General features: G+C 62.2%; 17 protein-coding genes and 1 tRNA gene. 9 read left to right on the top strand and 9 right to left on the bottom strand.

The annotated features are described in order from the left end of the window. Positions 1-424: 424 nt before the first annotated feature. Both N688_RS13220 and N688_RS13215 read left to right on the top strand, forming a co-directional pair. Positions 425-1,333, top strand: a complete 909-nt coding sequence (locus tag N688_RS13220; RefSeq protein WP_052889717.1) for an NAD(P)H-binding protein — start codon at positions 425-427, stop codon at positions 1,331-1,333. 280 nt (positions 1,334-1,613) lie between these two features. Then, on the top strand, positions 1,614-3,482 hold the full coding sequence (locus N688_RS13215) for an adenylate/guanylate cyclase domain-containing protein (protein WP_052889716.1): 1,869 nt from the start codon (positions 1,614-1,616) through the stop codon (positions 3,480-3,482). 186 nt (positions 3,483-3,668) lie between these two features. On the opposite strand, the gene N688_RS13210 is transcribed toward N688_RS13215, so the two are convergent. From N688_RS13210 to sucC, 4 genes are all read right to left on the bottom strand, one after another. Next, positions 3,669-4,553 (bottom strand): GNAT family N-acetyltransferase, encoded by an 885-nt coding sequence (locus N688_RS13210; protein ID WP_052889715.1) that lies wholly within the window; start codon positions 4,551-4,553, stop codon positions 3,669-3,671. Between the two features lie 264 nt (positions 4,554-4,817). After that, positions 4,818-6,020, bottom strand: a complete 1,203-nt coding sequence (locus tag N688_RS13205; protein WP_052889714.1) for a histone deacetylase family protein — start codon at positions 6,018-6,020, stop codon at positions 4,818-4,820. Between the two features lie 277 nt (positions 6,021-6,297). Beyond that, positions 6,298-7,173 carry a succinate--CoA ligase subunit alpha gene (gene sucD, locus N688_RS13200; RefSeq protein ID WP_052889713.1) on the bottom strand — a complete coding sequence of 292 codons (876 nt, stop codon included), beginning with the start codon at positions 7,171-7,173 and terminating at the stop codon, positions 6,298-6,300. Further along, positions 7,170-8,324, bottom strand: a complete 1,155-nt coding sequence (sucC, locus tag N688_RS13195) for an ADP-forming succinate--CoA ligase subunit beta (RefSeq protein ID WP_052889712.1) — start codon at positions 8,322-8,324, stop codon at positions 7,170-7,172. Before sucC ends, sucD begins: the two co-directional genes overlap by 4 nt. A 565-nt stretch (positions 8,325-8,889) precedes the next feature. On the opposite strand from sucC, the gene N688_RS13190 reads away from it, so the two are divergent. Then, the gene (locus N688_RS13190) at positions 8,890-9,951 is read left to right on the top strand and encodes a hypothetical protein (RefSeq protein ID WP_052889711.1); all 1,062 of its coding nucleotides are present in this window, start codon (positions 8,890-8,892) and stop codon (positions 9,949-9,951) included. 228 nt (positions 9,952-10,179) lie between these two features. On the opposite strand, the gene N688_RS13185 is transcribed toward N688_RS13190, so the two are convergent. From N688_RS13185 to N688_RS13170, 4 genes are read right to left on the bottom strand one after another with little or no spacing between them, the layout of a single operon-like run. Beyond that, positions 10,180-11,550: a phosphohexomutase domain-containing protein gene (locus N688_RS13185; protein ID WP_052889710.1), complete on the bottom strand. Its 1,371-nt coding sequence runs from the start codon at positions 11,548-11,550 to the stop codon at positions 10,180-10,182. Next, positions 11,547-12,110, bottom strand: a complete 564-nt coding sequence (locus N688_RS13180) for a GNAT family N-acetyltransferase (protein ID WP_052889709.1) — start codon at positions 12,108-12,110, stop codon at positions 11,547-11,549. The genes N688_RS13185 and N688_RS13180 overlap by 4 nt, the downstream gene beginning before the upstream one ends. After that, positions 12,107-13,288: a phosphopentomutase gene (locus N688_RS13175; protein WP_052889708.1), complete on the bottom strand. Its 1,182-nt coding sequence runs from the start codon at positions 13,286-13,288 to the stop codon at positions 12,107-12,109. The genes N688_RS13180 and N688_RS13175 overlap by 4 nt, the downstream gene beginning before the upstream one ends. 13 nt (positions 13,289-13,301) lie before the next feature. Beyond that, positions 13,302-14,498: a 6-phosphofructokinase gene (locus tag N688_RS13170; RefSeq protein ID WP_052889707.1), complete on the bottom strand. Its 1,197-nt coding sequence runs from the start codon at positions 14,496-14,498 to the stop codon at positions 13,302-13,304. 372 nt (positions 14,499-14,870) lie between these two features. Here N688_RS13170 and N688_RS13165 point away from each other — a divergent pair, with 372 nt between their 5' ends. Beyond that, on the top strand, positions 14,871-15,827 hold the full coding sequence (locus N688_RS13165; protein WP_052889706.1) for a nucleoside hydrolase: 957 nt from the start codon (positions 14,871-14,873) through the stop codon (positions 15,825-15,827). Positions 15,828-16,012: 185 nt separating this feature from the next. On the opposite strand, the gene epsC is transcribed toward N688_RS13165, so the two are convergent. Next, on the bottom strand, positions 16,013-16,729 hold the full coding sequence (epsC, locus tag N688_RS13160; RefSeq protein ID WP_052889705.1) for a serine O-acetyltransferase EpsC: 717 nt from the start codon (positions 16,727-16,729) through the stop codon (positions 16,013-16,015). A 614-nt stretch (positions 16,730-17,343) separates the two neighbouring features. Here epsC and N688_RS23195 point away from each other — a divergent pair. From N688_RS23195 to N688_RS13130, 5 genes are all read left to right on the top strand, one after another. Next, positions 17,344-17,706 (top strand): hypothetical protein, encoded by a 363-nt coding sequence (locus N688_RS23195; RefSeq protein WP_162179558.1) that lies wholly within the window; start codon positions 17,344-17,346, stop codon positions 17,704-17,706. Between the two features lie 585 nt (positions 17,707-18,291). Then, positions 18,292-19,761: an MFS transporter gene (locus N688_RS13145; protein ID WP_081838821.1), complete on the top strand. Its 1,470-nt coding sequence runs from the start codon at positions 18,292-18,294 to the stop codon at positions 19,759-19,761. Positions 19,762-19,944: 183 nt separating this feature from the next. Next, positions 19,945-20,017, top strand: a tRNA-His gene (locus N688_RS13140). A gap of 96 nt (positions 20,018-20,113) precedes the next feature. After that, positions 20,114-20,983: an LLM class flavin-dependent oxidoreductase gene (locus N688_RS13135; protein ID WP_052889702.1), complete on the top strand. Its 870-nt coding sequence runs from the start codon at positions 20,114-20,116 to the stop codon at positions 20,981-20,983. Positions 20,984-21,289: 306 nt separating this feature from the next. After that, entirely contained in the window at positions 21,290-21,871 is a 582-nt protein-coding gene (locus N688_RS13130; RefSeq protein ID WP_052889701.1) for a DUF4870 domain-containing protein, read from the top strand. Positions 21,872-21,876 lie beyond the last annotated feature (5 nt).

Here is a 21,876-nt window from a genome sequence, read left to right as displayed (position 1 = left end):
TGCTTATACTCAGCGGCATTGTTCCTATGCGCATAGGGTTTTCTCTTCTCCCTGCTCCTCAATCTTCAGGCCAGGCGACCGATGAACGGGTGACTGACTTCGCCTCGCCTGCCATTGCCAGACGAGACTGGTTTTGGCTTACCTGGCTGGCTTCCGAGGTCTCCTGCTGCCCTGTCTGCTGGCTTCAGCCTGGCGCTGCAGCCTGGCTGCTTCCCCAGAGCAGCCAGCAGGCTCGGCTCGGCTTGACTCGGCTCTTTTCGAAGGCGGTGGTCTCTGTTGAAGGCTCCTGTGACGTCTTCTTTTCTGAAGGGATCTCGCCATCGCTGGCGAAGAAAGCACGTCTGGTCTGCCACACAGCGCCAGCTGGCAGCCAGCTGAGAGCGGCTGAAAAGGCGCAGAGGTGGCAGCAGTGAGGAGAGAAGCTATGATCCTGATTACCGGTGCAACTGGCTTTATTGGAAGACACCTGGTGCGGCGGCTCGTCGAGCGCGGAGAGCGACCGCGCTGTCTGGTGCGCAATCGTCGCCGCGCGGCTCAGCTTCTGCCGGTGGAGCATATCGAGCTGGTGGAAGGAGCGACCACGTATCCGATCTCGCTGGAGCCAGCCCTGCGCGGTGTTGACACTGTCATCCATGCGGCCTTTATGACTGCCGATCGCAAGCAGTCGGCGGGCAATACCTATGAAGGAACCAACGTCGCTGGTACCACTAACCTGGTCAACGCCGCGCTGGCCGCTGGTGTCCAGCGCATGATCGAGCTCAGCGGCCTGGGGACCAGGCCAGATCGACCCGGCAGCTACATGCAGGGGCGCTACCTGGCCGAGGAGGTCCTCAAAAAGAGCGCTCTCGAATGGAGCATTGTGCAGCCCTCCGTCCTCTTTGGAAAAGGTGCTCCCTTCTTCAAAGGTCTGGCCGACCTGATCCGTGGCGCGCCGGTCGTGCCCCTGATCGGTGGCGGCTCGCTGCGCTTCCAGCCGATCTACGTCGAGGATGTCGTCAGCGTCATTCTGCACCTGCTAGACGATCCGGCGGGCAGCCGTAAGCGGACCTTTGTCATCGGGGGGCCCGAGTATTATACGTTTGCCCAAATCATTAACCTGCTGATGGAGACGTTGCAGGTGCGACGTCCCGCCTTGCCTCTGCCGCTCTTCATGGCCCGCCTTGGGGCCACGGCTATGGAGTTGGTGCTGCCCAAACCCCCGATTACGCGGGCGGCCCTGACCCTCTTTACCTTCGACAATGTCACGGCCCTCGATGCTGTCGAGCGCCAGTTTGGTTTTCGGCCCCTCTCGCTACGCAGCTACCTGGCTCAGGAAGGCAAGGACGGCCTCTAGTCGAGACTGATTGTGCCGTCACAAGCGACCGAGCGTGTGGAGTGCCTCTGTTGGCTTCCGTCCGTCCTGGGTGGCCTCTGGGTCTGGAGCGAGGCGCGGCGGCGCTGTGGCCCTGAGCCTCGCTCTGACTGGTCTATCCCGTCTCCCCTGTATCTCTCATGGAGCAGGTTGATAGTCACTCTTTGCCTGCTCTGCCCCTGTGCTATAATAAGGCAGCGTTGCGAAGAGAGGCATCTTCACCTTCATCATCTTCTGGCTGCTTCGGAGGGAGGGACGCACAGTGTTGACGGACCTGGGGGAGCTGCATTCGCTCAGCGAGACCCTGAAGCGTATTTCTGGCCAGTTACATGAGCATACACACGAGCTAGAGCGCGCTGTTGAGGGAACCTATGCCAGTCATCTGAGCGATCCGCGTGTCCAGCTTCTTAGTAAGACCCTGATGGTCAGTCGCCGCGCTGATCTGGAGCTGTCGCGCCTGAGCCAGCTCATGCTGAGCCTCCAGCGGCGGCTGGAGCACCACGAGACGGCTGCACTAGAGCGCGAGCAGGAGCAGCTGCGCAGCAGTATTACAGCCCTCAAGCGCGAGCGCCATGAGTTGGAAACGCTCTATGAAATCGCGCGTACCTTGAACTCGACGCTGGAGTTCGACGAGGTGCTGCGCCTGGTCATGGATCAGGTGATCAGCTTTGTGGGAGCTGAGCGAGGCTTCCTGGCCTTGCTCAATGCCCGGGGCGAGCTGGAGTTTAAAATCGCACGCACCAAGGATGCTCGCAGTCTGGAGCGCGATGCCTTCAATTTGGGCATCAGCCAGAGTACGGTCAATCGCGTTGTCCAGACGCGCCAGCCGATCCTGACGAGCGATGCTCAAGAAGATCAGGATCTCAAAGATCAGCGCAGTATCATTGAAAACCGCATCCGCTCTATTATGTGCGCGCCGCTGGTAGTGCGCGACCGCTGTATTGGGGCTGTCTATGTCGACAGCCGCATCAGCGCCAATCTTTTTGGCCCGCAGCAGCGCGACCTGCTCTTTGCCTTCTGCCATCAGGCGGCCATTGCCATCGATAATGCCCGCCTCTTTGCTGACCTGCAGCGCACCCTGCGTCAGGTCAACGAAGATAAGCAGTACATGGACAACATCTTTGCCTCGATTGCCAACGGCGTGATCACCACCGATCCCCAGGGGATCATCACGACCTTCAATCGGGCAGCGGGCGCGATTCTGAAGTTGGACCAGCGGGCGGTGTTGGGTAGGCATTACCGCGAGGTGCTCGGGGTGCTCCCGGAGCTGGGCCTGGTTGAGCTGCTACAGGAGGCGCTGCTGCACCATGAGCATGGGACGCGCGTGCCGGTGGCTTTCGAGGGAGAGGTCGCGGGGCTGGGCTGGGTCAATATGAATTTCTATGTGACTGCCCTGCGCGATGAGCATAGCCAGCATATTGGCACCGCCCTCGTCATTGACGACCGCACCGATCTGAAGCGTGCGCAGGCTGAGGCGCGCGAGATTAAGTCGCTCTTTGGGCGCTATGTCCATCCCAGCGTGGTGAAACGCCTGATCGAGGACCCGCGTTTGCTCAAGCTTGGTGGTGAGACCCGCGAGATCTCGGTCGTCTCCGCCGATCTCCGGGGATATACCAGTCTGGCCGAGCGGCTCCCACCGGAGCAGATGATGAATCTGCTCAATAACTATCTGGATCTGATGGTAGAAGCCGTCTGGGATGAAGGGGGGACACTGACGGCTTTTTGGGGCGATGAGCTGATGGCTATTTTCAATGCTCCCTTGGAGCAGAACGATCATCCCCTGCGAGCGGTGCGTGCGGCCTGGAAGATGCGTCAGGCGATTCTCGACTATGCGCGTCGCCATCCCAACGAGGTGCCTGTGAAGTTCGGCATTGGGGTCAATACGGGCCTGGCCATTGTGGGCAATATTGGCTCACGCGGTCGCATTCAGAACTATACGGCTATCGGCGATACTGTCAATGTGGCGGCCCGTCTCCAGTCCAGGGCCGACGATAATAATATTTACCTGAATGCTCCCACCTTCTACCGCGTGCGCCAGCACGTGAAGATCGATCATGTTGGAACGGTCTCCGTCAAGAATCGCTCTGAGCCGCTGGAGGTCATGCGTCTGACGGGGGTCTATAGCCTCTAACTGATCAGGCTGCCGGTCAGCCTTGGGGCCATTCCTTGCGAGCCAGCCGGGCGAGAGAGGTGACGGATGGCCTGAGTCGTGTCCTCCCTCACACACGGCCAGCATACTGCATGCTCCCTCTCCTTCTTCTCCTCCTTCGGCTCGCTGCCGCTCCTGGGTCGTCCAGGGGTGAGGCGAGGTATCGTCTCAGCTGGGGGGACTCACAGCGGACAGCTCTTTGCGCAGGATGAAGCCGCGCTGAGGCATGCGCACGAAGCCGAACCACTCGTAGAGGCGGTGGGCTCGCTGGTTATCCTCCTGGGTATTGAGCATGATGCGGCGAACACGCGCGCCAGCGAAGAAACTGATAGCCTCGGCCATCAGGCGGGCGCCGATACCCTGTCCGTTGAAGGCCGGATGGACGGCAATGCGGATCAGGTAGCCATAGCCCTCATCGACGGCATTGAACTGGTAGCCGACGATCTGCCCCGCCAGTTCCGCCACGACGAAGTAGGGATGAGTGGCGGCGATGTCGGCGAAGGCCGGGGCATTGTAGCGCCAGAGCGGCGCAAAGCAGAGCCGCTCGATCTCGCAAAGAGCCTCGAAGTCGCTGCTGCGCACGCTGCGCACGGTAATCTCCTGGTTGCCGGCGGTAGGGACGCGATAGTCGAATTTATCGTAGGCGTAGAGAAGAGCATGCAGCTCAAAGCCACGCCTCAGCAGCGGTGTGCGCAACCAGTCTTGTTCCAGGTCGTTGCCCGAATAATAGAGCTGCGTGGCGCCGCGCGCCTGCAGGCTGGGTTGCAGATAGGCCAGCAAGCGGTCAAGATGTTCGAAAGCGCGTCGATGTTCGCTCCAGCTCACGCCGAAGCCGCCGATCCAGGCCACGGGTGGATTCACGGCCTGCGAGAGTAAGAAGCTCTCCAGCTGCTCGTCGTGGAAGAGACCGCAGGCGGGGTAGTGCTCCAGAAGGAGCGGCAGCTCCGGGGCAGTGAAGCGCTGGTAGACGTAGTCTGAGAACAGCAGGAGCTTCTGAACGTGGGTGAGATCGCAGGAGGTCAGAGGACGCACGTGCTGCGAACCTGTCTGCATGGGGCCTCCTTGGTCGTAGTGGCATCATTGCCCTGGCTCGCTCCTTCTGATTTTTGGGCCTCATCTCGCTTGGGCTGGGCTGGTCGTAGCTGTCTGGTTGCTCTCGTCTTGATTGGTGGTCCACTTGAGCGACCACTGTTCACCTTGAGAACCTCTTGCTTTCTGTCTCCTACGCTGGCTGAATCGCTCGCTCTTTGAGAACACGCAGCAGCGAGTGAAACGGAGGCAGCCCGACCGGGCGGGGTCAGCGTCTGGCTTGCTCGGTCAGAGGCTGCCATCTGTCCCCTTGCCGTTGCTGCTGGCGGGGTCGCTGGTGGGGATCTCCGCCTCTGGTCCTTTGATCTCGCGTCGCAGCCTGGCGATGTCTGGCCGCGGTGCGTTGCGCATGCGGTAGCCCGTCAGCTTGTGGAGGCGTCGCAGCTCAGCGATAAGCACATCCGTATTGATGCGGAAAGACTTCTCTGGTGCTGGCCCAAGGCTATCGACAGCGGCGTCGTCCCCCAGTAGCAGGTTAATGCTGGTAGCGACGCAGGCCGCGTTAGCCTGCAGATCGTAGCCGCCCTCCTGGATCATGATCAGCCGGCCATCGCAGAGATATTTCGCCAGCTCGATGATGATCATCATCAGCTGGGCGAAGCCGGCGGTCGACAGATACATGTTAGCCAGCGGATCTTTCCAGTGGGCGTCGAAGCCTGCCGACACCAGGATCAGCTGCGGCTGAAAGCGGTCGGCGGCGGGTGCCATCACCTGGCGGAAGACCGGCTCATAGATCTCGAAGCCGGTCGTGGCCGGCAGCGGTACATTGATGGTCGTGCCCAGACCCTCCCCCTCGCCGCGCTCGTCCGAGCGTCCTGTGCCTGGATAGAACGGAGCCTGATGAGTTGAGAAGTAGAGGACGCGCGGGTCACGATAAAAGATGTTCTGGGTTCCATTGCCGTGGTGAACATCAAAATCGATGATCATCACACGTTCGAGACCATAGTGCTCGATGGCGTAGCGGGCGGCGATGGCCACGTTATTGAAGAGGCAGAAGCCCAGGGCCTCGTCGTACTCGGCGTGGTGGCCGGGCGGGCGGACCAGGCAGTAGGCATTATCGATCTCGCCTTTGAACAGGGCGTCGATGGCGGTGAGGCCGGCACCGGCGGCCTTAGCTGCGGCCTCGTAGGAGCGACCGGAGACGAAGGTCTCTGGTGCAAAAAAGTGGGAGACCCGTCCGCCGGCGGCGGCTTCGCGGGCGGCGTGCTCTGCCGCGGCGCGCACTGCGCGGATGTAGAGGCGATCGTGTGCCAGGGCCAGCTCATCCTCACTGGCCTCGCGCGGCGGGAGTAGGACCAGCCCTTCCCGCTGGAGCCAGCCGAGGGCCTCCAAGAGGGCCATTGCTCGCTGCAGACGTTCGGGCCGCTCAGGATGCCGGCGCGGCGTAATGTGCTCTAAAAAGATCGGGTCGTAAACGAGTGCTGTTGTCATCTCTCCTCTTCGCCAGGCGGGGACTGGCCCCAGCTCCCGACTAATGGGGTTGTCCGGGGTGGAGGCCGGGGGCAGGGGCCACTCCTCGCATCAGCGTCTTTGTTGCTGGGCTTGGCTTCTTGTGAAGCGGTGATCTAGCGAGACCAGGGTCCCGAGGCCGCAAACCCTCTGTTGGAATAAGGGTGGTGTTGCGACGGACGGACCTCGAGCTGATTGGGTGCGGGCCGGCCTGGCCAGGTCCGGCCCATCCGATTCTCCTCGTGGAAGCGATACGAAGCTACGCCTGCCTGGCCAGGGCTGCCTTGACCAGCTCGGGAATATCGAAGATGGTTTCAGCGACTGGGACGCTGGCGGCCTGCAGGGCTGCCACCTTCCCCTGAGCTGTTCCCGTATTGCCCGAGATAATGGCTCCCGCGTGACCCATACGCTTGCCCGGCGGAGCGGTACGACCCGAGATAAAGGCCACCACTGGCTTCTTCATCGTCTTGATAAACTCAGCGGCGTCCTCCTCATCGCTGCCCCCGATCTCGCCGCAGAGTACCACGGCCTGCGTTTGCGGGTCCTGCTCGAACAGCTTCAAGTGATCGACAAAGGTCGAGCCGATGATTGGATCGCCCCCGATGCCGATGCAGGTTGACTGGCCGATGCCGGCCTCGGTGAGCAGAGCCACGACCTCGTAGGTCAGCGTTCCTGAGCGGGAGATGAAGCCGACGGGTCCGGGAGTAAAGATCTGGTAGGGCATGATCCCGATTTTCCCCTGGCCGGGGGTGCAGAGGCCGGGGCAATTGGGGCCGATCAGAGTGGCCCCATGCTCGCGCACCACCAGCATGGCGCGGGCCGTATCCAGCACGGGAATGAACTCGGTGATGCAGACGATCAGCTTGATGCCGGCGCTGGCGGCCTCCATGATGGCATCGGCGGCTCCGGCGGGCGGGACAAAGATACAGCTGGCGTTGGCGTCGGTGGCCGCCTTAGCCTCGGCCACCGTATCGAAGACTGGCAGGCCGCAGGCGCTCTGGCCGCCCTTACCGGGTGTCACGCCGGCCACCACCTTCGTGCCGGCCTCCAGCATGCGAGTCGTGTGATAGCTCCCCTCGCGCCCCGTAATGCCCTGGACAATGACGCGGGTATGCTCATCGAGTAGAATGCTCATGCCTGCTGTCCCTTCTCCTTTGCCTGGATGGCGGCGACGATCTTCTGCGCCGCATCGCGCATATCCTTGCCCCAATCGAGGCCCGCATCCTTCAGCATGGCGCGGCCCTCCTCGGCGCCAGTACCCGACAGGCGTACCACAATCGGCAAGCCGGCGGGCAGCTGCTGCTGAGCCATAATGACACCCCTGGCGACCTCCTCGCCGCGCGTGATGCCACCGAAGATATTGACCAGGACGCCCTGAACGTCGGGGTCGCGAGCGACGAAGGTCAGGGCCTTGGCCATCACCTCGGCGCGGGCCCCGCCGCCGATATCGAGGAAGTTGGCGGGCTTGCCACCGCAGGCGGCGACCATGTCCAGCGTGGTCATGACCAGACCCGCCCCATTGCCGATGATGCCCACATTGCCGTTGAGTTTGACATAGGTCAGGCCCTCCTTGTGGGCCTCGAATTCCAGCGGATTGGCCTCCTCTGGCTCCTCCCAGGCAGCGTAGTCGCGGTGACGGTAGAGGGCATTATCGTCGAGCACAATCTTGGCGTCGGCGGCCTGCACCTGGCCATCGCGGGTCAGAACCAGCGGATTGATTTCGGCCAGGTTGGCATCGCTCTCGATGAAGGCCCGTGCCAGGGCGGTCAAGATCGACCCGCCACGGGCAATGACCGCTGAAGGGAAACCGGCGCGCGCCAGGATATTGCGCGCCTCAAAGGGGCGCAGTCCCCAGCGCAGGTCGATGGGTTGCTTGATAATCTTCTCGGGCGTGGTGGCGGCGACTTCCTCGATATCGACGCCGCCGGCGGTCGAGACCATCACGACCGGCGCCTGGGTCTTGCGGTCCAGAACGATGCCAAGATAGTACTCCTCTTGAATCTCTAACTTGGAGACCACCAGCACTTTCTGAACCGTCAGCCCCTTGATGTTCATACCCAGGACCCGGGCGGCGGCGGCGCGCGCCTCTTCGGGCGTGTTGCCAAACTGAATGCCTCCTGCCTTGCCGCGTCCGCCGACATAGACCTGAGCCTTGATGACCACTGGTCCGCCAAGGTCGCGGGCAATCGCTTCCGCTTCTTCTGGCGTATGGGCTACGCGCCCCGGCTGGATGGGGATGCCGTAGCGCGCCAGGATCTCTTTGGCCTGATACTCGTGGATCTTCAAATACGTACTCCTTTGTCTGTCTGTCCTTTGCGTCGTGCGCGCGGTGTCCCTCTGCCTTTTTGCTCTCTTTTCCTGTTCTGAGCGGGCGCTCTGCGTGATGATTGCGCTGCGCGGGGGCCGCAACAACCGTGCTTGCTGACCAGCCGCGCCCGACCTGGCTCGGACCCTGCCCGGACCCACAGCCGGCGGCTGCCGGGCTGGGGGCAGAGGCGTGCGAAAGCCGCGCGGCGCGGACGGAGCGCGCCGGCAGATCGGATCAGATAGATGGCTGGGCACCGCGCTCGAAGATGTCTTGACGTGACAGAAGGCCAGCCTCTCTTGTGCGCGGTGCGCTTGGCTCGCTCTCTTCACTGTGGGCTGTCTGGTCTGGCATGGCAGTGAGGAGAGGAGCAACTCCAATGCTATCACCGCCCGAAAAAGCTGTCAACGCTGAGGAAACCTGCTACAATGCCAGTGGTTGGGTTCTTTTCTATAGTAGAAACACCTGCATGGCTCTCCCAGGAGCCAAAAAAAGCGAGGAAGAACGTTCTCTATAGGGAGCAAAAGAGGGGGCAAAACAGTTCTTATGTCTGATCTCCATTCTCTGGCTTCTCCTGGTGGACGCTCTGGCCGGTGGCCAGCGCCGGAGCGTCCACCACGCCTGGAGGCAGGCCCGGGCAGCAAACGGCGTCTGAGGCCTGGTGAGGAAAAACCGTCGTGGCAGCGTCTCTGGCTGGTGTTGATCTTAATTGTGGCTCTGCTCGCCCTGGGGGGCACAGGACTCTTCGTCTGGAGCTGGCTGCAGAGTCTCCAACTTACCCCAGAGACCACGACGTCGGCCCCGGCCATTACCACTCTGCACGTGGCCCGAACGGCGCCCTACGCCGGGCTGACCTTCCAGGTGGTTGACGCCCAATATGCCAGCGCCTTTAGCGACGACCTGATTCGTCCCGGGCCGGCCCAGGTGCGTCTCCATCTCCACGTAGTGAATGGGGGAAGTGTCCAAATCTCAGTCATCTACTATGATGCTGCTCGTCTCCTGGTCCCAGGCCAGAAGCCGATCGCGCCGAGCAACGTTGGTCTGGCGGTGGCCCTGGCACCCGGCAAGAGCGCCGATGGCTGGCTAGATTTCCCCGTTCCTCGGGGAACCCGGCTGGAGCAGCTGAAGCTCCAGCTTGGCTCAACCACGCTCAACGAGTCGCTGGTAGTCATCCCTTTCAGCGGCCCTTTTGATGCGGCCAGCTATAGCGGCAAAGTGTATCCTCAGAACCTCTCCATCTCCTATACCTACAATGCGCAACCGGGTCTCTATTTGACCTATCATCTGGTCAGCGTGGAGCGCCAATTTTCTTATAGTGGATGGGGCCAGGTCAAAGCTGGTCAGCAGTACTACATCTTCAACTTCCGCGTCGACAACCCCAATGGGGTGGCCATCAATCCTGGGCCGGGCTTCGACTACTTACGCCTGGTCCTCGATGGCAATGTGCGGGCCCCGCTTGATAGCACCCTGCCTACAAGCTTCCAGGCGGGTGCGCATCAGGTCAAGGGCCGCGTGATGTTCAGTGCCCCGGCGGGCCTGCATAGTCTCACCCTGCGCTTCCTCTACCAGTATGGTCAGGGAGGCAACGATTACACTGTGCAGCTTTGACAGGCGTCTGTCGGCGAAGGGCGACGAGGGCCGTCCTGTCAGCCGCCCGGCCCGAGTTTGCTGCTAACGGGCAAGCTGCTCCCCTGACAAAACAGGGCAGGGGCAGCTTGCCCGTGCCTGGCTGCGGTCTCCTCTGATCTGGACGGAAGAGCGCCATCATCATCGGCAACGGCTGAGAGAGACCGTTGTTCGGCGGGCCTCCGCCCGTCAGAAGCGCTGCCAATGCACTCAGGAACGGATAAAGGCCAGCAGCTCGTCGCGCTTGGCTTCCATCAGCTCGCGCGTATTGGCCTCCACATTCAGGCGCAGGAGCGGCTCTGTATTCGAGGGACGCACATTGAACCACCAGTCGCCGAAATCGAGGGTGATGCCATCGAGCCGATCGACCGAGCGCGCCTGTGGACCGTAGTGCTCGACCAGGGCCTCTAGCTTTCCCTGGACATCGCTGACGCGGCTGTTGATCTCGCCGCTGCGTACGCGCGTATTGAGCGGCTTGATCAGTTCCGAGAGCGGCTTATTCTCGATGGAGACCAGTTCGAGCAGCAGCAGAAAGGCGATGAGGCCGGAATCGGCGTACCAGTTATCGCGGAAGTAGAAATGGCCAGAGTGCTCGCCGCCGAAGATAGCATTCAGCTCGCGCATCTGGGCCTTGATGTAGGAGTGCCCCACGCGCGTGCGCACGGCCTTCCCTCCCAGGTGCTCGATCAGCTCGGGCACACTGCGCGAGACGATCAGGTTGTAAAGGATGGTCGACCCGGGATGCTTGCGCAAGAGGCTCTGAGCTACCAGGGCGGTCACCATTGATCCATCGATGACGTTGCCCTGCTCGTCGACAGGGAACATACGATCGGCATCGCCATCGAAGGCGGCGCCCAGGTCGGCCCCTACTTCACGAACCTTGCGCTGCACATCGACCATATTCTCTGGCTCGATCGGGCTGGCCGGATGATTCGGGAAGTGGCCATCCAGCTCGAAGTAGAGAGGGATCAGCTCGCAGGGCAGATGCTGGAAGACGCGCGGCATGATCAGGCCGGCCATGCCGTTGCCGGCATCGATGACCACCTTCAGTGGCCTGATCTTGCTCACGTCGATGAATGAGAGAGCGTGCGCCACATAGTCGTCGGTCACGTCGCGCTGGATGACCTGGCCTTTGTGCGCCGGCTCAGGGAATTGACCGCGCAGAGCCAGATCGCGGATCTCGGCCAGGCCGCTATCCAGGCTGATTGGAGCTGCCTGGGCCCGGCAGAACTTCATGCCGTTATACTCGCCGGGGTTATGAGAGGCCGTGATCATGAGGCCCGCTGGATAATTGAACCTTCCCACGGCGAAGTAGAGTTCATCGGTGGTGGTCAGGCCCAGATCGATCGCATTGACACCCTGGTCGGTGATCCCGCGGATCAGCGCCGCGGCCAGAGCCGGTGACGAGAGGCGCATATCGCGCCCCACGGCAATCTCTGGCACACCCAGGTAGAGGGCGGCAGCCCGCCCGATGATATAAGCCGCCTCGTCGGTCAGGTCGCGGCCATAGATCCCGCGCACGTCGTAAGCTTTAAAGATGCTCGGATCTAGCGGTCTCTGAGAAGACGGTGTTGTGCTCATGAGGCTCCAGTTTCCTCTGTTTTGACGATTTCCAGCAGCACCCAGGGGGCCCCGGTGCTGCGCGGATCGAAGATCTGGCCGACCTCAGTAAAGCCGGCCTTGGCAAAGGCTCGTCTGGCTGGTTGGTTAGCCTGAGCTGTTTCGGCATAGACGCGCAGCAGGCCGAGCGTCTCGAAGAGATAGCGGACCAGCGTGCGGATGGCCTCCGGGCCGTAGCCCTGGCCCCAGCGGCTCTTCTCGCCGAGGCCGAGGCCGATCTCGGTCTGACGCAAGCGGTAATCCAGGTTGAAGTAAGTGATGGTACCGATAGGAACGTGATTTTCGTCCTCTATGATAAACCAGAACTGGCGTCCATTGCCTATCACATAATTGCGCTCGAAGATCGGCAAGAACTCCTCAAGGGTCTCCGAGTAGGGCCGATGGGGGTCATAGCGCCACACCTCGTCATCGCGCTCCCAGGTGAAGACCAGGGGCGCGTCGCTCTGCTGGGGGCGGCGCAGATAGACGCGCTCCCCATGCAGGAGCGGATAAGCATCGTTACGCAGTTGTCGATCGGTCATAGCAGTCCCAGTTCCTGTGCAAAGCTGGTGCCGGCGGCCAGTGGCTCGACGCCGAAGGCCTGAGCGATAGTCTGTCCCAGGTCGGCGAAAGTGGCGCGCACCCCCAGATCGAGGCCGGGGCGCACGGCTGGTCCGTAGGCCAGCAGCGGTACCTGTTCGCGCGTATGGTCAGTACCGCGATAGGTCGGATCAACGCCGTGGTCGCCGGTGAAGAAAAGAGCGTCACCCGGCTGGAGGCGCTGACGCACGAGGCCGAACCAGTGGTCGACCTCACGCAGAGCCTGAGCGTAGCCGTGGCTATCGCGCCGGTGGCCCCATAGCTGGTCGAATTCGACCAGGTTGACAAAGAGCAGACCTGTAAAATCGCGCTCTAGCCAGCGCAGGGCGGCCTCCATGCCAGCGCCATTGGTCTCAGTGTGCTCGCTGGCAGTCAGGCCCCGCCCGGCAAAAAGATCCTCGATCTTGCCGAGCCCGATGACAGCGTAGCCGCGGGCCTGCAGATGATCGAGGAGTGTAGGGCCGGTGGGCGGCAGTGAGAAGTCGCGCCGGTGCTCGGTGCGCACAAAGTGGCCGGGTGTACCGGTGAAAGGGCGAGCGATGACGCGCCCCACGGCGTGCTCGCCCACCAGCAACGAGCGTGCGATCTGGCAGATGCCATACAGCTCCTCCAGGGGAATCACATCCTGGTGAGCGGCAATCTGGAAGACGCTGTCGGCTGAGGTATAGACGATTGGGCAGCCGGTGCGCAGGTGCTCCTCGCCCAGCTCTTTGATGATCTCGGTGCCCGAGGCTGGCTTATTGCCCAGGACCTTGCGTCCGATGGCTGCCTCGAAGCGGGCGATCAGTTCGGGCGGGAAGCCATGCGGGTAGGTTGGGAAGGGTTGGCGCAGGATCAGCCCGGTGATTTCCCAGTGGCCGGTCGTGCTGTCCTTGCCGGCTCCCTGCTCGCTCATGCGGCCCCATGAGCCGTCGGCGTCAGCCCTCGGAGGCGTACCCAGGATCGGCGTGATGTTGCCGAAGCCGGCGCGCCCCAGGTTGGGCAGCTCCAGCCCGCCGACGGCCTGGGCGCAGTGCTCCAGCGAGCTGGCGCCCTCATCGTCGTAGGCCGCCGCATCAGGATTAGCTCCAGCTCCAACGCCATCCAGTACAACCAGAATTGCGCGTTTCAGTGACCCCATTGTCTTTCTTCTTTCACCTGACCTTTATGGGCGCAAGCTGCGCATAGCGCGGTGGAAGCTCACCTAGCAATGGCAGCGCATAGCGTCGAAAGGCCTCTGTGATCATCATCCCGTTTTCGTCCAGATACTCGGCTGGCAGACAGCGCTTCTCGTTGGCGATCGCTGCCAGCGGCGCCAGGCCGGTTGTGCAGCGATAGACTGGCCCCTCCTCGCGCTGCAAGGTGACCATCTGGTCGCTCTCTCCTGCAAGCGCGGCCAGGACAGCCTGGCGTCCCACCAGCAGCGCCTCCGCACGATCGACTGGCGAGACGTAGGCGCTGGCCATCCGCTGCAAATCGCCGGGCTTATCGAAGCGTGCCCGTAGACCGAGCTGGCTTCTGACTGATTCTACCAGATATTGGGCAGCGCCGCTGAGCAGGGGATGGCCGAAAGCGTCGACTCCCAGGGCTCCCAGGCTGCCCAGCGGGCGCCCGCTCTCGTCACGGACTGTTTCGGCCACCACGACCACAACGTAGCCCAGGCGGCGCTGGATGGCTTCGACACGGGTCAGAAACTCACTCTGGCGAAAAGGACGCTCGGGCACCAGGATCAGGTGCGGTGGCTCGCTCTCGTCCTCTTTGAGCAGCGCCGAGGCCGCGGCCAGCCAGCCCGCATCGCGTCCCATCGTCTCGATGATCTTGACGGGGTAGTGCCAGGGAATAGAGGATGTATTGAGGCTCGAATCGAGCGTCGCCAGGGCAATGAAGCGGGCGGCGCTGCCGTAGCCGGGACAGTGATCGGTCAGCGGCAAATCGTTGTCGATAGTTTTGGGAATGCTGATCGCCTGCAGCTCGTAACCGCTGTTGTGAGCGGCGAGAGCCAGGCGGTGGAGCGTGTCCGCTGAGTCGTTGCCGCCAATGTAGAGCAGATAGCGGATCTCGTAGCGGCGCAGCAGCGCTAAGGCGTGCTCCAGGTCCTCGTCGCGCAGGCGATAGCGGCAGGTCCCCAGGGCGGCGGAAGGCGTCTCGCACAGGCGCGGCCAGAGCTCCGCCGGCTGGCGGCCCAGATCGATCAGCTCCTCTTTGAGGAAGCCTTCGATGCCGTGGAGCATGCCGTAGACATTGGCCACTCGCTCACTCGCCAGCGCGGCCTCTACGGCTCCGACCAGGCTGGCGTTGATCACTGCGGTGGCGCCTCCTGACTGGCCGATGAGCAGGTTGGCGCGGGCCATCTTCGTCAAGCAAACCCCCAAAACGAGTTGTTCTGCGGCCATTATAGCAAGAGGAGCGCGCGAAAGATACTCTCCGGGCGACGCGGCAACGAGGCAACGAGGCAACGAGCTGAAGGGCGGACCACCCTGGTCCAGCCGGCCCCTTCCTCTCTGACGCCGCTCCTTTGTTGAAACGAGTGGTACAATCGTTCTGTCCGTTGCAGCAGGAGCGGGGCAGCGGCAGCCGCTCAGCGCCTGAACCCTCGTCGGAACGGAAGAGGGTGCTGATTGTGCGTGCGGGCCGGGTTCTTTCCCGCTCCTGCTGCCGGTCGATGGAGAAGCGTGCGCCCTTGCCATAGGACAGAGACAGAGAGAGGAGAGAGAGGAACTGCGATGGAGAAGAAGCAGAAGATCATTCTCGACTGCGACCCGGGGCACGACGATGCGATCGCCTTGCTGCTGGCGGCGCGTCACCCGAAGCTAGAGCTGCTGGCCATTACGACGGTGGCCGGCAATCAGACACTGGAAAAGACCACGCGCAACGCCCTCAGCGTCTGCACTCTGGCGCACATCCGTGATGTGCCAGTGGCCAGGGGCATGGCGCAGCCGCTGGCGAGGGAGGCGCGTCATGCCGCAGATATTCACGGCGAGTCGGGTCTCGACGGGCCGGCCCTACCGCAGCCTGAGCGGGAACCGGTGCCCGAGCATGCTGTCGATCTCATCATCGATCTGGTGCGCAGCACGGATGAGGTGGTGCTGGTTGCCACAGGACCGCTCACCAACGTGGCCAGTGCCATCACGCGCGAGCCGGCGATCCTCTCGCGCCTCAAAGGTCTCTATCTGATGGGCGGTGCCATTGGCCTGGGGAATGTTACTCCCGCCGCCGAATTCAACATCTACTTCGATCCCGAGGCGGCGGCCATCGTCTTTAACAGCGGTTGCCCGATCACGATGATCCCGCTGGAGGTAACTCACCAGGCGCTGGCCACACCCTCCATCCTTGAGCGCCTGCGCCGCCTGGGGCGCCCAGTGCCCTCTTTCGTCTGCCAATTGCTCGAATTTTTCGGGACCACTTATCGTCGGGCCTTTGGCTTCGCGGCGCCGCCGGTACATGATCCCTGCGCCGTAGCGGCCCTGATCGATCCGACCCTCGTCAGCAGGCATAGCATGTACGTAGCTGTCGAGACACGCGGCGAGTATACCCTCGGGCGAACCGTCTGTGACGTCTATGGTGTGCTGGGCCGGCGAACTAACGCCTGGGTGGGTTATGGCCTCGACGTGCCTCGCTTCTGGGAGTTGCTGATTGGAACCCTGGCAAGTTATGAGGAGGAGGACCCCAGCGAGCGCTGAGGTCTGGGGCCTGGTCGGTTCGGTCGACATCGCGCGCGGCTGGTGAGGTGACAGCTACAGAGGGGCGGTAGCCGCGCGACGCGGAGGCAGGGAAAAGCAAAGACGCGGGCAGGCGGCGGGTGCCAGGCCAGGGCCCGCCCGCGTCTCCAGGGAGAGAGTCTATCTGCGCCGAGAGGCGCTCTGGCTTAAATCTGATAATCCATCTCCCACCCTTGCGTGAGTTCCTCATGCTTGGCCAGGGGCTCACCGCTCTTCACCAACAGCTCAGCAGGCTTGGCTGCCACCACAGAATTGGGCGGCACCGATTCGAGTACCAGGGCCATTGCGCCGATCTTGCTGCCGCGCCCGATCGTAATTGGCCCAAGAATAGCGGCCCCCACGCCAATGGTGACATCATCCTCGATGGTTGGGTGGCGCTTTTGCTTGCGCCCAGGACCTGGCCGCCACCAGCCGGTGGCGCCGAGCGTCACCTGGTGGTAGAGCATAACATTATTGCCAATCTCAGCAGTCTCGCCGATCACCACACCTGCGCCGTGGTCGATAAAGAAGCGCTTCCCGATCCTGGCGCCCGGGTGAATCTCGATGCCCCCGGTGACGAGACGCGCGAACTGCGAGATCAGGCGAGGGATGACCGGGATATGCAAGTTATAGAGAAAATGTGCGATGCGGTGGAAGAAAATGGCCCACAGCCCCTGGTAGAGCAACGCCTCAAAGATATTGTTACAGGCAGGATCTTTCTCAAAGATCACATCGATGGCATCCGGCCAGCGCGTGCGCTTGCGCGGCGTGCTGCTGGGCGCCGGAATCAGCATGCCGGGAGGAACTTCCGGTAACTGAGAGAGATCGGTTTCTCCTTCCCTGGCCTGGTTGCTCTTGATCTCCTCTGACGTATGGTGAACCATGTAGCCACGTGCCCTTTCTGCTACAAAGAACCGGCCTGTTTGCTCTACTAGCGCCTTTGTATCAACTACCGCCCGCCCACTTACTGAAGCCGGCGGTTGGCCCGCAGCCTCAGCGGCTCGGGCTTCGGGACTGATTGACGGCAGCCCACTCAGCCGCGACTGAGTAAAGCGCGCTCGGCTATCCCGAGCAGCATTGGTATCTGCCTGTTCCTGTCCTGTTCCATGTCTTTGCCAGACCTCAATGGCGCGCCTGCGCAGCCTCGCCCATTCACAAGGAGCAGCCACGCCTATCCATCGGCTGGCACCAGCGTATTCGACTCATTGAGGGCAATTCCCTCCTCTACCCTGCTGATTCCTGTGTTCCCTTGTCCGGCCTGGGAGCGGCAGGGGCTGCAAGTCTGCTCCTTCCAGGGTGAGTGCGAGTCGCCCCTGCGGTCGTACAGTGCGCTCTGGCACTGTAAGGCTGGCGAGTCGGTAGTCAGCGCCTGTGCCAGTTGGACCCGGCCCGATGCTGGTCCAGGGCGAAGGCGCTGGTGGGTCGCAGGCTGGCCTCGCGTTTCCACTGCTGAGCAGAAACATCGCCTTCCTCGGGCGGGACTGCAACGGGTGCCGTGGTGGTAACGGTTGCGCCGAGCGCCCTGGCAGGCGGAGCCAATCAGGTGGATGGCCTGGCGGGTCATCTGGGCAGTGAGCTGGCCTTTGACCTCAAGGTGGCAGACTCGATGCGGGGTCACGCCTGGGAGGGGATTGCCACCATTGATATAGAGGGCCGAGGGCTGCCGCTCGCCTGTCTGGAAGACAATCAGGGGCCAACGCAGGTTGTTGCCCGGAGGCGGCAGGATCGGGATCGTGCGCTGCGCCTGCACCATGACAATACGCTCCTTCTCGCTGGCTATACCTGGCATCTGCCTTCTTCCAGTCTGCTTGGCTGGACGAAGGAAGGGCTAGACCCTGGGAGGAGGCGCTCCGGCTGGTAGCTGCCTCTGCGCCCCCGGGCAGGAGCCAGTGATGCAGCCTCTACCATTGCCATTGCTGCGGCCAGAGCGAAGGAAGACGGGCCAAGGACAGCCCGCTCAGATACCTCGCTGTCCAGGAGACCCAGGTCTGCCGGCTTGCCGGCTTATCGGCATCCACCAGCCGGCGGCTGATCCTCCCGAGCCTCCTCGAAGATCGGCAGCACCTCCTTGATGCGTCACGATCGGTCAGCTCACGGACCTTGCACGTCTCCTCGTCATCGAAGGTGGCGATAACGTACTGTTGGCTCCATAGAGTGTATGGCAGGACCAGGCCGATGTCAAGTCTTCTCCTGTTGCCAGTGGCACCCGCGCCCAGGGATTGGCCGACGATTCTGCCTTTCACCTCCTTTCGTGCTGCTTCCTCCCTTGACAGGAGAGAGCAGCACAGGTACAATTTTCTAAAACAGGTTGCTTGCTCATAGAGTATCGGGCCAGCGAAACATGCCTCATCGGGCCGGAATGAATGGATTGTAGCAGCGTTGCGCATATATGCTGGCTAGCTGGCTGGCATCGATAGCCGCGCCTGAGCCAGAGAAGGAGGCAGGTATGGCTTCCGAAGCAGGCAATCCCTCGCGGCCCGTGGGTGGCGCGAGTGGCACGAGCAGCACAGCCGCTGCGGTGGTAGCGCGCCTTGACCGTATCCCCATCTGGGCCTTGCCCTATCTCTACATCGGCATTATCGGGGCTGGTTTCCTCTTCACCTTCTTCGACATTTTCGACATCAACGTCTCCTTCATTCAGACCTGTGTACAGATCGTGCCAGGCTGCACCCCCGAATCGGCGGCCAACTACCTGGGCCTGCCGGTGCTGCTCAATCTGGTGGGCTACGTGATCGGCACCCTCATCCTGAGTCCCCTGGCGGACCGCCTGGGGCGGCGTGACATGCTGCTGGTCACGATGGTCATCACTGGGCTTGGCTCGCTCTACAATGCGCTGGTTGGTGATTATGTGAACTTTATCATTGCGCGCACCATCACAGGTATTGGCGTTGGGGCGGACCTGGCTCTTGTGAACACCTATATTAACGAGGTGGCACCGAGTGGGGGACGAGCGCGCTATACCTCGCTGATCTTTATCATGTCCTCGCTGGGTGCCTTCCTCGGGGTCTGGCTGGGGCTGCTGCTCACCACGCAGCCCGAGGCGTTTCCTTTGGGGCTGCCCTTCGCCCTGGCTGGGCCTGGCTTTACCTTCGGCTGGCGCCTGATGTACGGCATCGGGGCCTTGCTGGCGCTGATCGGCATCCTCATGCGCTTCCAGCTCCATGAGTCGCCGCGCTGGCTGATCTCGCAAGGGCGAGTCGAAGCAGCGGAGCGGGTGGTCGTGCAGATGGAGGAGCAGGCCCGGGTCCGTGTTGGCGAGCTGCCCGTACCGTCCGAGATTCCCGTCGAGACCCAGCCTGGCCGCATCCCTTACGTGGAAATCTTCGGCAATCGCCTCTATCTGCTCCGCACGCTCTTCCTCTTTGTCGTCTGGTTCATTGGCTACATTACGGTCTATGCCATCGCGGCGGGCCTGACTTCCCTGCTGGCGGCTCTGAAATTCCCACCCCCGGAGGCCGGTTTGATCGTGGCCATTGGCTCAGTGGGCTTCGTACTGGTGGCTATCTTTGACTATGCCTTTGGTGAGCTGCTGGAACGCAAGTACTGGCTGCCCGTGGCGGCCCTGCTCACCCTCATTGGCTGCCTGCTGATTGCTCTAGGCGGGGTCGGCAATTTCGCTGTGGCCGTCCTCGGCTCGATCGTGCTCTTTTTCGGCTTCAATCTCTGGGTGCCGATGACCTACACCTGGTCGACCGAGCACTATCCGACGCGCGCGCGCGCGACAGGCTTTGCTCTGGTCGATGGCGTTGGCCATCTTGGGGGCAGCGTTGGTCTCCTGGTCATTCCTCCTTTGATCCCGACGCTGGGCCCGCTCAGTACCTTCCTGATCATTGCTGGCTGTCTGATTGTTGCAGCGGTGATCGCCCAATTCGGCACGGCCACGCGCCTGCGCCGCCTTGATGAAGTCTCGCCTTGATGTGAGGAGGGAGCCAGGTGATTACGCTTCTCTCCTGGCGTGTTCAGATTCTGGCTGACGGGCAGGCTGGTGCAGCGCTGGCCTGCCAATCTCCGGGCCAGCGCTGGATTTTGGCCCCCGCCCTATTGACAGCGGGCAAACTCTCCGCTATACTGGCTGTGCGTGTAGCGAAAAGGCAACACGGTGGCCGTAGCTCAATCGGTAGAGCTCTGGATTGTGGCTCCAGCGGTTGTGGGTTCGAGCCCCATCGGTCACCCCTTTTTTATTTGTCTTATATTGGCCGCAGCGATTCGTATTGGTTGCCGGGCTGGCCGGTCCGCCCGGTCCTGCTAAGACCTCTGCGTGACGAACGATGCTCTACGGTCTGCATCTCCCCAATTTTGGCCCCTTCGCCGATGTGCGCTTGCTGTGTGACCTGGCCCAGGAAGCGGAGGCTGCCGGCTGGGATGGTCTCTTTCTCTGGGATCAGATTGCGCGCACAACCCTGGCACCGACCAACGGTCCGCTGGCAGAAGTCTGGGTAGCCTTGACAGCCATCGCTCTGCGCACGCAGCGTCTGCGCTTTGGCCCTCTGGTGACGCCGCTGCCGCGGCGCCGTCCCTGGGAGGTAGCCCGTCAGGCGGTGACGCTTGATCATCTTTCGGACGGACGTCTGGTGCTGGGGGTGGGCCTGGGTGGTGGCTACTTCGATTTTGCTGCCCTGGGGGAGCCTTCGGACCTGAAGGTCCTGGGGGCCATGCTTGACGAGGGCCTGGCCGTCCTCAGTGGGCTGTGGAGTGGCCAGCCCTTCCACTTTGAGGGGCGCTACTACCATATCCACGAGGCGCACTTTCTCCCGCCGCCGCATCAGCAGCCGCGTATTCCCATCTGGGTAGCCGGCATGTGGCCCAATCGGGCCCCCCTGCGCCGGGCCGTCCGCTGGGATGGTTTCATCCCCATTGGGCGCGATCTAGGGTTGACAGAGATGCTCTCACCCGAAACGATGGCCGAGATTGTGACTGCGCTGCAGCCGCTGCGCTCGCAGCCGGGACCGTTCGAAGTGGTGCATTTCGGGATCAGCTCCGGCGAGGACCCCGAGACTGATCGGGCGCTGGTGGCGGCCTACGCTCGCGTCGGGGTCACCTGGTGGGTCGAGAATATTGTACCAGAGCGCTGGGGCACCTGGCAGCAGTGGCCGCTGGAGGCGATGCGCCAGAGGATTCGCCAGGGGCCGCCGCGCTAGGGCCTCGCTTCTTGGCGGCTTCGCCGGCGCTCCGCTCTGCGCTTTCCTCCTCCGCTCTCCGACCGGGCTGGCCTGACGCTCAGCTCCTGTCTCCCTCACTGCGCCATCGTGGTGCGCGCCGCCTGGCTTTGGTCGCTGGCAGGCGGTTGCGACAGAATTGCGACAAAGATCGGATACGGCGATGACAACTCAAGGTTAAGCTCTTCTCCTGTAATAGCTAGCAGCCTGCATGTGCTCATAGCTTTGAGCGCGTCGAGCTGAGACCAGGTCCCTGTGGCGCCATGAGAAGAAAGGAGCATCGTTCTCGTGTTGGATGACGGAAGAAAGGATTATGCCACTGTTTGGCAGACCAGGCCTCCTTTCGAGGGCCTGTATGAAGAAATGGGAAGCGTTCAGCAGCAGGAGCTGCTCATGGACGCCGTCCTGGCTGACCAGCGGTTTATGAAAGGGAACTGGCCAGCCACGGCGGAGGCTGCAGACGAGTCGCCGCCCTCAGCGAGTGCTGAAGCCGCCTTGGGCATGCTGAGTTACCTGGGTGGCTGGCTCTCGGGTCTGTTGGTTCTGCTCTTTGCTAGCCGGAGCCGTCTGGTACGTTTTCATGCCCTGCAATCGTTGTTCTTTTTTGGACTGATCACTCTCATTGAAGTATCCATGCTGATGGCGCTCATCTATATGGGCCGCCACTACTCCTGGTGGTACTTTTCTTCCCTGCACACTCTGGCTGTCTTGTTCTGGCTGCTACTGTCTGGCATACTGCTGGTGGTGACCATCACGGGCTGGCTCGTTGGCATGATTCAGGCGGCCCATCGGCGCTTCTACCTGATGCCAGTCGTAGGCCGCCTGGCTCTGGCTCTGGTTGGCCAGAAGCGGGAGATCATCCTGAAGTGATTGAA

The organism is Thermogemmatispora carboxidivorans, from assembly GCF_000702505.1.
GTDB lineage: Bacteria > Chloroflexota > Ktedonobacteria > Ktedonobacterales > Ktedonobacteraceae > Thermogemmatispora > Thermogemmatispora carboxidivorans.
Note: the sequence above shows the minus strand (reverse complement) of the source record. Positions and strands in the feature narration are given on the sequence as shown.

What these genes read in the sequence shown, in the direction of transcription:
- N688_RS13220 (WP_052889717.1), top strand. Translation starts at nt 425, where the DNA reads ATGATCCTGATTACCGGTGCAACTGGCTTTATTGGAAGACACCTGGTG.
- N688_RS13210 (WP_052889715.1), bottom strand. Translation starts at nt 4,553, where the DNA reads ATGCAGACAGGTTCGCAGCACGTGCGTCCTCTGACCTCCTGCGATCTC.
- N688_RS13205 (WP_052889714.1), bottom strand. Translation starts at nt 6,020, where the DNA reads ATGACAACAGCACTCGTTTACGACCCGATCTTTTTAGAGCACATTACG.
- sucD (WP_052889713.1), bottom strand. Translation starts at nt 7,173, where the DNA reads ATGAGCATTCTACTCGATGAGCATACCCGCGTCATTGTCCAGGGCATT.
- N688_RS13190 (WP_052889711.1), top strand. Translation starts at nt 8,890, where the DNA reads ATGTCTGATCTCCATTCTCTGGCTTCTCCTGGTGGACGCTCTGGCCGG.
- N688_RS13185 (WP_052889710.1), bottom strand. Translation starts at nt 11,550, where the DNA reads ATGAGCACAACACCGTCTTCTCAGAGACCGCTAGATCCGAGCATCTTT.
- N688_RS13180 (WP_052889709.1), bottom strand. Translation starts at nt 12,110, where the DNA reads ATGACCGATCGACAACTGCGTAACGATGCTTATCCGCTCCTGCATGGG.
- N688_RS13175 (WP_052889708.1), bottom strand. Translation starts at nt 13,288, where the DNA reads ATGGGGTCACTGAAACGCGCAATTCTGGTTGTACTGGATGGCGTTGGA.
- N688_RS13170 (WP_052889707.1), bottom strand. Translation starts at nt 14,498, where the DNA reads ATGGCCCGCGCCAACCTGCTCATCGGCCAGTCAGGAGGCGCCACCGCA.
- N688_RS13165 (WP_052889706.1), top strand. Translation starts at nt 14,871, where the DNA reads ATGGAGAAGAAGCAGAAGATCATTCTCGACTGCGACCCGGGGCACGAC.
- epsC (WP_052889705.1), bottom strand. Translation starts at nt 16,729, where the DNA reads ATGGTTCACCATACGTCAGAGGAGATCAAGAGCAACCAGGCCAGGGAA.
- N688_RS13145 (WP_081838821.1), top strand. Translation starts at nt 18,292, where the DNA reads ATGGCTTCCGAAGCAGGCAATCCCTCGCGGCCCGTGGGTGGCGCGAGT.
- N688_RS13135 (WP_052889702.1), top strand. Translation starts at nt 20,114, where the DNA reads ATGCTCTACGGTCTGCATCTCCCCAATTTTGGCCCCTTCGCCGATGTG.